The following is a 12155-nucleotide window of genomic DNA, read 5'->3' on the forward strand; positions in this document are numbered from 1 at the left end:
CATGCTGCTTCACAGTCCGGACGCGTGCGGAGACACCCAGCCGCCGAACTGCTCGCGCAGCCGGTCCCGTTCACCGGCCGACGCGAGGACGACGTCCGCGCCACCGGCGTAGGGATGATGGATGCGCCGCATCCCGGTGTCCGTCACGAACACCCCGGCGAGCACGTCGTTGACCTCCCGGAGGATCGCGTCTCGGGGGCGGGATCGTTCTCGTCGGCGATCGGGATAGTCGCCCCGCAACTCATGCGCGACGGGCGGGCCTTGGGGCCACTGCCGTTGCCACAGGGCGGAGAGGTGCTCGGCGTCGTCAGCGGAAGTCATCGGCTCTGCGTCACGGTGTACATCATCGAACCAGCCTGGCAGGCACGCGGACCCGGGCCGGCGCCGGTGTGGGTGCGCCCCCTCGGGCGAGAGGGCGCACCCACTGTCCAACCGCCTACCGGGTGCCGTTGGCTGCGAACGTCCACACCGCGCGGCTGCCGGGGCCGACCGTGAGGGTCGAGTGGCCGAGCTGCTCCACGTGCCGGTCCTTCACGGGCCGGTTGAGTGACATCTCGACCCGCTGGAAGCCCGCCTGTTCGCGCGGGACGGCGTCGAGCCGGATCGTGGTGCCGCCGCCCTGTGCGACAACGCCGCCGCCCGTCACGGTCTTGACGGCGAACCCGCCGGCCCGCAACAGCGGCACGGTGTCGGCGAGGTCGCCCTCGGTGACCGCGATGCGCACGGAGGTCACGTCACGCATCAGGTGGGTGCGGTAGTCGTCGGACAGGACGCGCTCGCGGCCCACGTCACCGGGGAAGCTCGCGGGCTCGGTGTTGCTGCGGGGATCGGCGAAGTACTCCGGCCGGTACTCCATCGCCCAGGCACCGAAGGCGTCGTACTCGGTGGCGGTGAGGACGGCGTCGAACCACGGCACGGGCACACCGTCACCGAAGTCCCGGGTCTGCAGGAACTCGACGGGGTCGGCGACCCCCTCGCTCCTCAGTCGTTCGGTGACCGTCGCCAGGTCGCCGTCCTGTTCGGTGGACAGGCCCAGCCCGGCGGAGCCGAGGGTGCCGTCCTGGCCGGCGATGTCACCTACCCCGAACAGTTCGAGATAGGTCTCGCGGCCCATCAGGTAGCGGCCGGTCCAGGTCTGTCCGCCGGTACCGGTCGTGGTGCGGACCTGGAAGTTGGCGAACTCCCTGAGGTAGTCGGAGTGTTCGATGGCGTCGGCGGTCTCCCGGTCGAAAACCCCGTAGGAATGGTTGTAGAACAACAGCTGCCGGTCGGACGAGGACCGGTTCCCCTCGGCCTGTGCCGTCCCCACAGCACCCCCGATCGCTCCGGCGAGGGCCACAGCGAGCACGACGATCATCCGTAATATCCGCGGAATCATCATGCGGGCGATCGTAGGGCGGGGAGGCGGCGGCCGCGGGTCTTTTTCAACGAGGTCGAAATGCTTGACATGTGGCGTTCGGCGGGGAGGTCCATGGCACCGCCCGACGGCCGTCGGCTCTGGCGCGGTGTGGGCCGCCGCCCCCGGGGGCCGGACCGCTCAGGACGGGGCGGCGGTGCCGGTTTCCGGCTCGTCGCCGCCCCGGTCCTGTGACGGCTCCTGGAGCTGCTCGCGCACGTAGTCCCAGATCACCGCGATCAGCGCGGCGACCGGTACCGCGAGCAGACTTCCGACGATTCCGGCGAGGTTGCCGCCCAGCGTCACCACCAGCAGGACGACCGCCGCGTGCAGACCGAGCCCCCGGCTCTGGATCATGGGCTGGAACACGTTGCCCTCGAGCTGCTGCACCACCACGATGATGGCCAGCACGATCAGCGCGTCCGTCAGGCCGTTGGAGACCAGCGCGATGAGAACCGCGACGAAGCCGGCGAAGAAAGCACCGATGATCGGCACGAACGCGGAGACGAAGGTCAGCACCGCCAGCGGGAGCACCAGCGGCACCCCCAGGATCCACAGACCCAGGCCGATCAGGACGGCGTCGAGCAGGCCGACGGCCGCCTGGGAACGCACGAAGGAGCCCAGCGTGTCCCAGCCGCGCGCGACCACCGTCGGGACGTCGGTGGAGAGCCGACCGGGCAGCTGACGGGCGAGCCACGGCAGGAACCGCGGGCCGTCCTTGAGGAAGAAGAACATCAGGAACAGCGCCAGGACGGCGGTGACCAGGCCGTTCACCACGGTGCTCACCCCCGTGACCACAGCACCGACCATGCTGCCGAGACCGTCCTGCGCCCGGGACACCGCGGAGTCGAAGGCCTTGTCGATCTGGGCGTCACCGATGTTCAACGGCGGCCCGGCGGCCCACTCGCGCACCTTCTGGACGCCGTCGACCACCCCGTCGGTCAACTGGCCGGACTGAGACGCCACCGGCACCGCGATCAGCGCCACGACCCCCGCGGCGACCAGCAGGAACAGCACGGTCACCGTCGACGCGGCGAGCGCGGGCTTCCACCCGCGTCGCAGCAGGAAACGGGTCGGCGGCCAGGTCAGCGTGGTCAGCAGCAGACCGATCACGAGCGGCCACACCACCGACCACATCCGCCCCAACAACCACAGGCTCACCGCGATCATCAGCAATATGAGCAGCAACTCCGCGGAGGCCCGCGCCGACGTGCGCAGCGCTGCGCGGGTTCTCGTAGCACTCAAGTTCGCAGTCACGGAGGCACCCTATGGGTACTCACGTCACACCGGCACCGTGGCTGCGTCACCGGTCGGGCCGTGGAATCGCCCGGTGCCCGCGCGCGTTGAGGGGGAGTGGGCAGGGGATGCCGGCGGTCTGCCGGCCGAGCGGCCCGAGCGAGCAGATATGGGAGGACAGCGATGGCTGCGCAGACACAGAGGGCCGTGCTGGCGGGCGGATGCTTCTGGGGCATGGAGGAACTCATCCGCCGGCTTCCGGGCGTCACGGCGACCCGGGTGGGATACACCGGCGGTGACGTGCCGAACGCGACGTACCGCAACCACGGCACGCACGCGGAGGCCATCGAGATCCTCTTCGACCCCGAGCAGACCGACTTCCGCACGCTCCTGGAGTTCTTCTTCCAGATCCACGACCCGAGCACCAAGAACCGCCAGGGCAACGACATCGGCCTCAGCTACCGCTCGGCGATCTACTACGTGGACGACGAGCAGAAGCGGATCGCCGAGGACACGATCGCGGACGTCGACGCCTCCGGTCTGTGGCCGGGCAAGGTCGTCACCGAGGTGGAGCCGGTGGGCCCCTTCTGGGAGGCCGAGCCGGAGCACCAGGACTACCTCCAGCGTTACCCGGACGGTTACACCTGCCACTTCCCGCGGCCGGGATGGCGGCTGCCCGCCCGCGCGGAGGGCTGACCCCGAGGCGGTCCGTAGGCCTGCTCGGCCGCCGAGAGGTTCGTCAGTCAGCGGGTCTCGCGGAGCCGCAGAAGATACGTCGCGGTGAGCGCGACGGCGCGGTCCCCGTCGTACGACAGCTCCACGAGGGCGCGTGCGGCCGTGGCTCCGGGGATGTCCGCCAGTGCCTGGGTCAGCCGGGCGCGGGCGGGCGCCTCGGTGGCGTCGTGCGCGAGGCGGTCGACGAGCCCGGCGGCGATCCGGTCCGCATCCGCGGTCGCGGTGTCGCGCGCCAGCGTGCTCAGCGCGTCGGCCGCGTCGGTGTCGTTCGGCCCCGCCACGATCATGTCGATGAGCGCCGGGACGGCATCGGTCACGCCACGCGTACCGAGTGCCAGCGCCGCCTGGCCGCGGACCACGGCATCGGGGTCCGCGAGAGCCTCGCGCAGCCCGGCGGCGGACTCCTCGCCCGGGATCTCGGCGAGGGACCGGACGGCACGCTCCCGTACCGCGGCCGACGGTGAGCCGAGACCCTCCGCCAGCAGTGCCGTACCGCCGTCGCCCGAGCGTGCCAGCGCCCATCGAAGGGCCCCGGCGACGATCGGATCGGTCTCCCTGAGGACCGCCTCGACCAGGGCCTCCACCGGTACGCGGATCTCGTCGGCCGAGGACAGGGCGGCACGCTGACGGGCGGCGGCGCTCTTGGACCCCAGCGCCCGAAGCAGCACGACGACCTGGAGTACGTCGTCCCAGCCGGCGGGTTCCGCGGCATCGATCCGGCGCAGCCGCGTGAGCAACTCGGTCTCGGCCGCGATGCGTTCACGCGTCTGACGGATCAGGTCGTCGACGAGTGCCGAGGGCGTGAAGCCGGGATCGTCGAGCGCGCGCCCGATCTCACGCAGCGACAGCCCCAGCGACCTGAGGCTCTCGACGTGGAAGATCCGCCGGATGTCGTCGCCGGAGTACTCCCGGTAGCCGGAGCCCGTACGGCCCGAAGGGCGCAGCAGGCCGAGCGACTCGTAGTGCCTGAGCATGCGGGCACTGACCCCGGACCGTCGCGCCACCTCACCGATCAACACGCCCTATCGTCCCTCCTGGCCGTCCCCGCCGAGGGCCACTGCGCGCTTCGCCTCCTCGATCGCGAACTCGAAACCCGCATCAGGGTCGCGCAGCAGCCGTTCCGTGGCGAACGCGTGTGTGCGCACACGCCGGTCAGGGGCCGTCGTCGCCGCACGCAGAACCGGCAGCACGACCTCGCCCAGCGCCACCAGCGCCCTGCTGAGACTCAGCTGCGTCTCCCGCCCGCCACGGCCCAGCTGCGTCGCCAGTACGGTGGCCAGCCCGGACTCCTCGCCCTCCGGCACCAGCACCACCGCGGTCCGCCAGGCACTGCGCGCCACCTCGTCGTCGCCGTCGCACAGGAGCACCCTGGTGATCGCCGGCCACGCCCGCCGGTCCCCGATCTTCGACAGCGTGTGCAACGCCTGACTCCGCGCCTGCGCCCGCTCCGAGCCCACTTCGCGGAACAGCGCGGGGAGCGTCACGGACACCGGGTGGCGGGTGAGGGCCCAGGTGAGCATGTCCCGGACGAAGAACTCCGGCTCGACCGCGCACCGCTCGACGAGCTTGTCGACGAACCGCGGATCCGGCGCCGTACCGACCCCCAGGGCCGCCCGCAGCCGCACGGACGAACGAGGGTCCTCCAGTCCCTTGAGCATCACCTGGGCACCCTGTTCCGTCATGGTCACCGAGACCACCTCCTCGGCAAGCAGTGAAGGCCTTGTCACGGTGTCAAGGTCAATGGGCCGGAGCCCGGAGTGGGCGGAGGCACTTATTCGCGTAGGTGGGCCAGAAGGTCGTCCTCGACGGGATAGGGACGTTCTTCGGGCAGCAGGCGCGTGGCGGAGTCCAACTCGCCACCTCTGACCATGGCGTGGATTTCGTGGGCGAGTGGGGTCACGTAGCGGATGCTGATCGTCCACTCGTCCGCATAGCGTCGTGAGGCCTCTCCGGAGAGTCCCAGTTGCAGAGACCGGTACGGCAGGGGTTGCAGGTGCAGATCCCGTTCGGGGTCCCATTGCACGCGAGCCGGCGCGCGCTTCAACTGACGCTGCCAGGTGGCCCGGTCGGGGTGTGTGCCGCGAGCGTAGCTCGACAGGCATGCGTGCCTCAGCGCCCAGTCGAAGCCGTCACGGCTGATCTCGACCGCGAGAACGGTCTCCTGCCCCTCCTTGGTGCCCCAGCCGCAGCGGTACATCATCCACAGGAACGAAGGCTTGATCCACGTCATCCTGTCGCGCTTCCACCCGGCGGGGAAACGGCCCTCCCGGACGGCGGGCAGGCCGATTTCCGGGGCGTACGCCTGGTAGACGGTGATCGTGGTGTCCGCGTAGGCCGCGCGGATTCCGCGTTGCGGTTGTTCCATGACGTACAGCGTGGAGTCGGCCGGCGCGGGCGGCCACCGGTTTTCTGTGCGTATTGGGGAAAGCGACAGTTGCCCCGCATGTCGACGTACCGGCTACCGTCCTCTCGGTGAACCTCGACCTCGTCAACGACGTGCCCGACGGGCTGACACGAAGAGCCCGGTCCTTTGTGAGTGCGCACGGCGTCAAGGTCGACGTCCGATCGGTTGCGGAGCACCGGCAGTGGTGGCTCGATCGGCAAGTTCCGACTGCGGTGATCGACCGGATGGCCTGCTTTCAACAGCGGTGGGGTGGACTGCTCCTGCCGCCCGCTCCGCAGTACGACGGAGGCCCCAAGTACTTCGATCCCGACTCACCTGAAGGCTCATTGCCCGAGGGATGGTGGTTCGAAGCAGGTACGCAGAGGACCGCAGTCCCGTACTCGTTCATGATCGGACCGCAGGGAGAGTTCGGCATTCACGCGGAGCGGTGGACCCCTCTGCATGCGACTGTCGAGGGCTGGGTGGAGTCGCTCGCTCTGGCCCACCATGCATCCGGCTGGGCGAAGCAGATCACCAAGGTCATCGGCGACGAGGTCGATCGCATCGCGCTTGACGCCTACGAGCCGGTACGAGAGGTGAGGGGCCTGGCGGACACCTGGTGGCGCGGAACCGACTCGTTGGTGGCGGTCTATTCCGGAGAAGCCGAGTGTTTCGGCTTTCCCAAAGGTCGCACGGCGCTCATCTACTCAGGTCTGGACAAGTGGGGGCTGCGCGGGGGAGTCGAGCCGTAGCACCGAACACATTGCTGTGCCACGGTTCGCTCTCTGCACAGGTGCCGATGCTCGCGCCACCGGCTACTTCTCTCTCGCCTCCGGTGCCGGTGCGACGCCTGTCGGGCAGGACGCCCCCCAGTTCGTCCCGAACGGGGTACTTACGTTGACCCCCGTCCCGCCGATCCCGCAGTAACCCGCCGGGTTCTTGTCCAGGTACTGCTGGTGTCAGTGCTCGATCGTCAAGGACTCCTCAATGGCGTAAGTGAGTAGGTTCGCGAAGCGCAGCCACTGGAGCAGGTACATGTTCAGGGGCGAGTAGCCCGGCCGGGTAAGGCTGTGGATGCCGTGGACGGTGTCGGTCAGTTCCGCTGCCGCCCGGCGGTCGAGGCGACCGAGGGCCCTTAGGTAGGACGCGGCGCAGTCTTCGAGCCGGGCGTGCAGGTGGGCGAGTTGGCGTACCTCGATGTCGGGGGAGAGCGTCTCGTCCGGGTAGGGGATGCGCTGGAACGCCGAGTGTCGGTTCGCTACGGCGGCGATCAGCCCCAATCGGGAAGGAGGCGACGAACTCGGCCAGCGCGGAAAACGCAGAGCGGCCATGTCGGAAGCCCGTGGAGTTCGACGGCCGGCCGCCTTCTCCCCCTGGCGGCGGGCGGCGAAGGTCTCCATCTCGGCGAGGTGCGCGGCCCGGCTCTCCTCCAGCGTGCCCAGCGCGCGCAACAACGCTGGCGAATCCCTGCGCAGATCAGGGGCGGGGCACGCCGTCGCGCTCAGATACGCCCAGGTCGCGTTGAAGCCGAGCGGGCCGTAGTCGCCGACGGCACACCTCAGCGCCGCGTGGCGTCTGACGAGCGGCGAACGCTCGTCACGCACTCTGCGGGCGTACGTTCCGAAGGCCACCCCTGACGTCAGCCTTCGGCCTTGGCCACACCGATCGGGCAAGAGACACCCGTCCCACCCAACCCGCAGTACCCGTCCGGGTTTTTGCTGCCTGAAAGGTACTGCTGGTGGTACCCCTCCGCCGGATAGAAGGGGCGGCCCTCCGCGGGGAGGATCTCCGTGGTGATCGTGCCGCGGTGGCCCGAAGCCGTGAGGACTCGCTGGTACGTGGCGCGGGACGCCTCCGCCGCCGCTGCCTGCTCGGGGGTGTGGGTGTGGATCGCCGAGCGGTACTGGGTGCCGACGTCGTTGCCCTGGCGGAAGCCCTGGGTGGGGTCGTGGGACTCCCAGAAGGTCTTCAGGAGGCGCTCGTACGAGATGAGGGCGGGGTCGAAGACCACGCGGACCGCCTCCGTGTGGCCGGTGAGACCCGAGCAGACCTCCTCGTACATGGGGTTCTCGGTGTGGCCGCCCTGGTAGCCGACCAGCGTCGTCCACACTCCCACCGGCAGCTGCCAGAACATGCGCTCGGCGCCCCAGAAGCAGCCCAGGCCGAAGTCGGCGATCCGGTAGCCCTCAGGGTAGGGGCCGAGCAGCGGGGTGCCGAGGACGGTGTGCCGGCCGGGGACCGTGTACGCCGGCTCGGAGCGGCCCTTCAGCGCCTGTTCGCGGGTGGGCAGGACGGGCGTACGGCCGAACAGCATGGCGTGGGCTCCTTCGTTCGTGCGCGTCGCACAGGGGTGTCGGCACCGGGAACGTTTCCGTGCCGGGCCGCATTCCGGCAAGCCCGGCGTCGGTCCGCAGGCGCCGCGCCCGCCTCGCTGTCGCGTTCACTGCGTCAGCGTCGCCGGACTCCCGCCGTTCGCCTCGTACCCCGCCACCGCGAGCGCCCGGTATATCGCGAACTCCGCGGCCGGGTCGGCGGACAGGGTCCAGGGCAGGGCCCCGATGTGGCCGTCGACGTGGACCAGCTGGTTCATGGCCTCCGCCCAGCGTTCGCCGCGCACCAGGAAGAAGACCAGCAGGTGGCGGACATGGGCCGCCATCGGGTCGTCGGCGCGGGCGGAGTGGACGGCGTGCAGCGCGCCGTGGACCGCCTTGGTCACGACCTCGCTCTGGTAGAAACCGCTGACCAGATTGACCTCGGGCAGGTGCTCGAAGACCGCGAACAACGGCATGGCGGCGAGCAGTGAACCGTGCGGGGCGCGGGCGGCCGCCGCCTCCGCGAAGCTGTAGGCCAACTCCCGCGAGCCGTGCCACTTCTCGCACCAGTAGTGCAGCGCGGCCAGATGCGCCCCCATGTGGGCCGGCGCGCGGTCCAGGATCTTCAGCCACAGCTGCTCGAACTCGGCCCGGGGGTAGGCCAGTCCGCGCGCGACGGAGAGCTCGACGATGTACGGCACCGGATCGCCCGGAGCCAGCAGTGCCGCCTCGCCGCAGGCCGCCTTCGCCTCCTCCATGATGATCCGGAAATCGTCCGTGCCCGGGGTCGACGTCCGCCACGCCTGCTGCACCAGGAACTCCGCGTGCACGGCCGCGCCGCCCGCGTCCTTGGGCTGCTCGGCCCGCCACACCCGCAGCCACTGTCCGCCCGGCGCCTCGCTGACCCCGCCCGGCCGTTGCCGCAGCTCCAGCGAGGCGGCTCCGGCGAAGGCCTGCACGCGCTGCCAGCGCAGCTCGCCCTGCCGCTCGGTGCCCGCCAGGAGTTGGGAGGCGGCCTTGTAGTCCTGTGTGCGCTGCACCAGGTCCAGGACGTCCAGCAGATCCTGGTCGGGGCCGGGCATGCGGATGTCCAGCTCCTCCTGCCGCAGGAAGCCGTAGTCCTCCGGGTCCGCGGCGTCCGGGTGGCCGGCCGGGACCTGCTCGATCCCGCCCCGCCCGCGCCGCAGGAACGGAAGCAGCACGAAGCCCAGCAGGACCGCCGCCATCAGGACCCAGAGAATCTCCATGCCCCAAGAGTTCCAGACGCCGCCGACAATTGCCCAACCCGCTCGGCGCCCTGTGGAAAACTCCACGGACCGGCCCGGACGCCCTGGGGAAAACTCTCCGCGACCAGGCCGGACGCCTGGGGAAAACCCTGCCGTACCGCCGTGCGGAGCCCGCCGTCCGTCATCGGCGCTCCGGGCGGACTACCCTCGGAGCCCATGAGCGACAGGCACATCAGTCAGCACTTCGAGACCCTCGCGATCCACGCGGGCAACACCGCGGACCCCCTCACCGGAGCGGTGGTCCCGCCGATCTACCAGGTCTCGACCTACAAGCAGGACGGCGTGGGCGGTCTGCGCGGTGGCTACGAGTACAGCCGCAGCGCCAACCCGACCCGTACCGCCCTGGAGGAGAACCTCGCCGCCCTCGAAGGCGGCCGCCGGGGTCTCGCGTTCGCGTCCGGACTGGCGGCCGAGGACTGCCTGCTGCGTACGCTGCTCAGCCCCGGCGACCACGTGGTCATCCCCAACGACGCGTACGGCGGCACGTTCCGCCTCTTCGCGAAGGTCGTCGCCCGCTGGGGCGTCGAGTGGTCGGTCGCCGACACCAGCGACCCGGCCGCCGTACGGGCCGCGATCACCCCCAAGACCAAGGCTGTATGGGTGGAGACCCCCTCCAACCCGCTGCTCGGCATCACCGACATCGCCGCCATCGCCCAGGTCTCCCGGGACGCGGGCGCACGGCTCGTCGTCGACAACACCTTCGCGACGCCCTACCTCCAGCAGCCGCTGGCGCTCGGCGCCGATGTCGTCGTGCACTCCCTGACCAAGTACATGGGCGGCCACTCCGACGTCGTGGGCGGCGCGCTGGTCGCCGCCGACGAGACGCTCGGCGAGGAGCTGGCGTACCACCAGAACGCGATGGGCGCGGTCGCCGGGCCCTTCGACTCGTGGCTGGTGCTGCGCGGCGCCAAGACGCTGTCGGTGCGCATGGACCGGCACAGCGAGAACGCCACGAAGGTCGCCGACATGCTGACCCGGCACGCGCGCGTGACGCAGGTGCTGTACCCGGGCCTGGAGGAGCACCCCGGCCACGAGGTCGCGGCCAAGCAGATGCGGTCCTTCGGCGGCATGGTCTCCTTCCGGGTCGAGGGCGGCGAGGAGGCGGCCGTCGAGGTCTGCAACCGCGCAAGGATCTTCACGCTGGGCGAGTCCCTGGGCGGCGTCGAGTCGCTGATCGAGCACCCCGGCCGGATGACGCACGCGTCCGTGGCCGGCTCCGCCCTCGAGGTGCCCGCCGACCTCGTACGCCTGTCCGTGGGCATCGAGAACGTCGACGACCTGCTGGAGGACCTCCAGCAGGCGCTGGCCAGGTAGGCCGGGCTCACCAGCCCGTCATCGGTGGAGTCGTCGTGGACGGCGGCTCCACCCAGGGGCGCGCGGTCAGCGCCCACACCGTGAACGCCACACTCGCGGCGAGCAGCAGCAGCCACATGAGCCGGCGCGCCGCGGCCCTGCGCCGCAGCATGCGTGACCCCCGCCGCACGACGTCCCCGTACAGATCCGGCGGCACCTGTGGCGTCCCGCGCTCCATGAGCCGGCGCACGGCGGCCTCGCGCTGGCTCCGGTTCACGGACACCTCCCGGCGCAGGCCGTTCGTCTCATGACGCCGCCACCTTCGCCCCCACCACCGCCGGTGCCGGCCCACGCGGTGGGTCCAGCAGGGTCGCCGTCGCCCGGTCGCAGATCGTGCGGACGCGTTCCGCCGGCAGGCCGAGCAGGGCCGCCGCCTGTTCCTCGGCCACACCTTCGTAGAGGCGCAGCACCAGGACCAGCCGCTCCTGGGGGGCCAGCCGGGACAACGGGCCGGAGGGGTGTGTGCGGCCGCCGAACAGGACGCCGTGGCGGCGCCACGCCCCGTGTGCGAAGCGCAGGGCGAGGTACTGGCGGGCCCGGTCGTAGGGGTCCTCGCCGCGCAGCCGGTCCCAGCACGCGTACGTGTGGGCGAGCGCCAGCGTCAGCAGACGCCGTGCGCGCGGGTTGTTGTCGGGGGACTCCGCCGTCAGGAGTGTCGCGGTGTGCAGCAGCCGCCCGGCCGCGCCCGCGACGAACGCCTCGAACTCCCTGGTCCGACGCGTGCCCTGGACCACCTGCCGTTGCCGCACCGCACCTCCCCGCCCGCGGGGTGGCCGTACGACGGCTTCGTACGACCACGAGGACCCGGTCTCGAAGGACCCGATCTCATATGAGGCCCGGCGCGGCCGTCCGGTCAAGAGGCGGGGCGCTACCCACGCGCGTGCGTGCCTCACGCGAGCCTAGGAGGACTGCGCCTCCGGTCCCGGAACGCCCTGGGCCGCCATCCGGGAGGAGAGCGCGGTGTTGAAGCGCGTGAGGAGCGTGCAGAACGCCTCGCGCTCCTCCGGCGCCCAGTCGTGTGTCAGCTCGGCCATCAACTGACGCCGCGAGGAGCGCACTTCCTCCAACCGGGACTGCCCGCGCGGGGACAGCTGGAGGACCACCGCGCGTCCGTCCTCGGGGTGCGAGGTGCGCTTGACCAGGCCGGTGTCGACGAGCGGCGCCACCTGCCGGGTGACCGTCGACGAGTCGATGCCCATGCTCGCCGCGAGCGCCTTGACGCCCATCGGACCTTCCTTGTCGAGCCGGTTGAGCAGCAGGTACGCGGCGCGGTCCATGGAGTTGCGCACCTGCCCCACCCCGCCGAGCCGGGTCTGTTCGGCACGACGGGCGAAGACCGCCACCTCGTGCTGCAGGGTGTCGAGAAGACCGGTGTCACCGACGGTCGTCATGTCCATCGACATTCCAGGTGTTGTGGGCATGGCCGGAGGCTCACTTCATGAAGGGGCAGCTGA

Annotated in this window: 15 protein-coding genes and 1 pseudogene; 3 read left to right on the plus strand and 13 right to left on the minus strand. The window is 70.7% G+C overall.

The window, feature by feature from the left end; all coding sequences use genetic code 11:
* Positions 1-9: 9 nt before the first annotated feature.
* From ACFVYN_RS14325 to ACFVYN_RS14335, 3 genes are all read right to left on the minus strand, one after another.
* Positions 10-321 (minus strand): hypothetical protein, encoded by a 312-nt coding sequence (locus tag ACFVYN_RS14325; RefSeq protein WP_389997391.1) that lies wholly within the window; start codon positions 319-321, stop codon positions 10-12.
* Positions 322-436: 115 nt separating this feature from the next.
* The gene (locus tag ACFVYN_RS14330; protein ID WP_389997693.1) at positions 437-1357 is read right to left on the minus strand and encodes a DUF5829 family protein; all 921 of its coding nucleotides are present in this window, start codon (positions 1355-1357) and stop codon (positions 437-439) included.
* A 180-nt stretch (positions 1358-1537) separates the two neighbouring features.
* Positions 1538-2641: an AI-2E family transporter gene (locus ACFVYN_RS14335; protein ID WP_389997394.1), complete on the minus strand. Its 1104-nt coding sequence runs from the start codon at positions 2639-2641 to the stop codon at positions 1538-1540.
* A 174-nt stretch (positions 2642-2815) separates the two neighbouring features.
* Here ACFVYN_RS14335 and msrA (ACFVYN_RS14340) point away from each other — a divergent pair, with 174 nt between their 5' ends.
* Complete coding sequence (gene msrA, locus ACFVYN_RS14340; protein ID WP_389997397.1) at positions 2816-3328, plus strand: peptide-methionine (S)-S-oxide reductase MsrA; 513 nt, start codon at positions 2816-2818, stop codon at positions 3326-3328.
* Between the two features lie 47 nt (positions 3329-3375).
* Here msrA (ACFVYN_RS14340) and ACFVYN_RS14345 read toward each other — a convergent pair whose 3' ends face one another.
* The 3 genes from ACFVYN_RS14345 to ACFVYN_RS14355 form a co-directional block, all read right to left on the minus strand.
* Positions 3376-4386 (minus strand): MerR family transcriptional regulator, encoded by a 1011-nt coding sequence (locus ACFVYN_RS14345; protein WP_389997400.1) that lies wholly within the window; start codon positions 4384-4386, stop codon positions 3376-3378.
* A gap of 3 nt (positions 4387-4389) precedes the next feature.
* Positions 4390-5049: a HEAT repeat domain-containing protein gene (locus ACFVYN_RS14350; protein ID WP_389997696.1), complete on the minus strand. Its 660-nt coding sequence runs from the start codon at positions 5047-5049 to the stop codon at positions 4390-4392.
* Positions 5050-5138: 89 nt separating this feature from the next.
* Entirely contained in the window at positions 5139-5732 is a 594-nt protein-coding gene (locus tag ACFVYN_RS14355) for a DUF4291 domain-containing protein (protein WP_389997403.1), read from the minus strand.
* A 107-nt stretch (positions 5733-5839) separates the two neighbouring features.
* Here ACFVYN_RS14355 and ACFVYN_RS14360 point away from each other — a divergent pair, with 107 nt between their 5' ends.
* Positions 5840-6502 carry a hypothetical protein gene (locus ACFVYN_RS14360; RefSeq protein ID WP_389997406.1) on the plus strand — a complete coding sequence of 221 codons (663 nt, stop codon included), beginning with the start codon at positions 5840-5842 and terminating at the stop codon, positions 6500-6502.
* A 63-nt stretch (positions 6503-6565) separates the two neighbouring features.
* Here ACFVYN_RS14360 and ACFVYN_RS14365 read toward each other — a convergent pair.
* The 4 genes and pseudogenes from ACFVYN_RS14365 to ACFVYN_RS14380 form a co-directional block, all read right to left on the minus strand.
* A pseudogene (locus tag ACFVYN_RS14365) lies at positions 6566-6709 on the minus strand (peptide-methionine (S)-S-oxide reductase); the annotation flags it as partial.
* Positions 6710-7354 carry a hypothetical protein gene (locus tag ACFVYN_RS14370; RefSeq protein WP_389997409.1) on the minus strand — a complete coding sequence of 215 codons (645 nt, stop codon included), beginning with the start codon at positions 7352-7354 and terminating at the stop codon, positions 6710-6712.
* Positions 7355-7389: 35 nt separating this feature from the next.
* Complete coding sequence (gene msrA, locus ACFVYN_RS14375; protein ID WP_389997412.1) at positions 7390-8064, minus strand: peptide-methionine (S)-S-oxide reductase MsrA; 675 nt, start codon at positions 8062-8064, stop codon at positions 7390-7392.
* 126 nt (positions 8065-8190) lie between these two features.
* The gene (locus ACFVYN_RS14380) at positions 8191-9309 is read right to left on the minus strand and encodes a hypothetical protein (RefSeq protein WP_389997415.1); all 1119 of its coding nucleotides are present in this window, start codon (positions 9307-9309) and stop codon (positions 8191-8193) included.
* A gap of 195 nt (positions 9310-9504) precedes the next feature.
* On the opposite strand from ACFVYN_RS14380, the gene ACFVYN_RS14385 reads away from it, so the two are divergent.
* Positions 9505-10662 (plus strand): cystathionine gamma-synthase, encoded by a 1158-nt coding sequence (locus tag ACFVYN_RS14385; protein ID WP_389997418.1) that lies wholly within the window; start codon positions 9505-9507, stop codon positions 10660-10662.
* A 7-nt stretch (positions 10663-10669) separates the two neighbouring features.
* Here ACFVYN_RS14385 and ACFVYN_RS14390 read toward each other — a convergent pair whose 3' ends face one another.
* The 3 genes from ACFVYN_RS14390 to ACFVYN_RS14400 all read right to left on the minus strand — a co-directional run bounded on the left by ACFVYN_RS14390 (position 10670) and on the right by ACFVYN_RS14400 (position 12104).
* Positions 10670-10918 carry a hypothetical protein gene (locus tag ACFVYN_RS14390; protein ID WP_389997420.1) on the minus strand — a complete coding sequence of 83 codons (249 nt, stop codon included), beginning with the start codon at positions 10916-10918 and terminating at the stop codon, positions 10670-10672.
* Between the two features lie 28 nt (positions 10919-10946).
* Positions 10947-11450, minus strand: a complete 504-nt coding sequence (locus ACFVYN_RS14395; protein ID WP_389997423.1) for a sigma factor-like helix-turn-helix DNA-binding protein — start codon at positions 11448-11450, stop codon at positions 10947-10949.
* Between the two features lie 150 nt (positions 11451-11600).
* Complete coding sequence (locus ACFVYN_RS14400) at positions 11601-12104, minus strand: MarR family winged helix-turn-helix transcriptional regulator (protein ID WP_209440215.1); 504 nt, start codon at positions 12102-12104, stop codon at positions 11601-11603.
* Positions 12105-12155: the final 51 nt, after the last annotated feature.

This window comes from Streptomyces sp. NPDC058307 (assembly GCF_042880295.1).
Lineage (GTDB): Bacteria > Actinomycetota > Actinomycetes > Streptomycetales > Streptomycetaceae > Streptomyces.

What these genes read in the sequence shown, in the direction of transcription:
- ACFVYN_RS14325 (WP_389997391.1), bottom strand. Translation starts at nt 321, where the DNA reads ATGACTTCCGCTGACGACGCCGAGCACCTCTCCGCCCTGTGGCAACGG.
- ACFVYN_RS14330 (WP_389997693.1), bottom strand. Translation starts at nt 1,357, where the DNA reads ATGATCGTCGTGCTCGCTGTGGCCCTCGCCGGAGCGATCGGGGGTGCT.
- msrA (WP_389997397.1), top strand. Translation starts at nt 2,816, where the DNA reads ATGGCTGCGCAGACACAGAGGGCCGTGCTGGCGGGCGGATGCTTCTGG.
- ACFVYN_RS14350 (WP_389997696.1), bottom strand. Translation starts at nt 5,049, where the DNA reads ATGACGGAACAGGGTGCCCAGGTGATGCTCAAGGGACTGGAGGACCCT.
- ACFVYN_RS14355 (WP_389997403.1), bottom strand. Translation starts at nt 5,732, where the DNA reads ATGGAACAACCGCAACGCGGAATCCGCGCGGCCTACGCGGACACCACG.
- msrA (WP_389997412.1), bottom strand. Translation starts at nt 8,064, where the DNA reads ATGCTGTTCGGCCGTACGCCCGTCCTGCCCACCCGCGAACAGGCGCTG.
- ACFVYN_RS14380 (WP_389997415.1), bottom strand. Translation starts at nt 9,309, where the DNA reads ATGGAGATTCTCTGGGTCCTGATGGCGGCGGTCCTGCTGGGCTTCGTG.
- ACFVYN_RS14385 (WP_389997418.1), top strand. Translation starts at nt 9,505, where the DNA reads ATGAGCGACAGGCACATCAGTCAGCACTTCGAGACCCTCGCGATCCAC.
- ACFVYN_RS14400 (WP_209440215.1), bottom strand. Translation starts at nt 12,104, where the DNA reads ATGTCGATGGACATGACGACCGTCGGTGACACCGGTCTTCTCGACACC.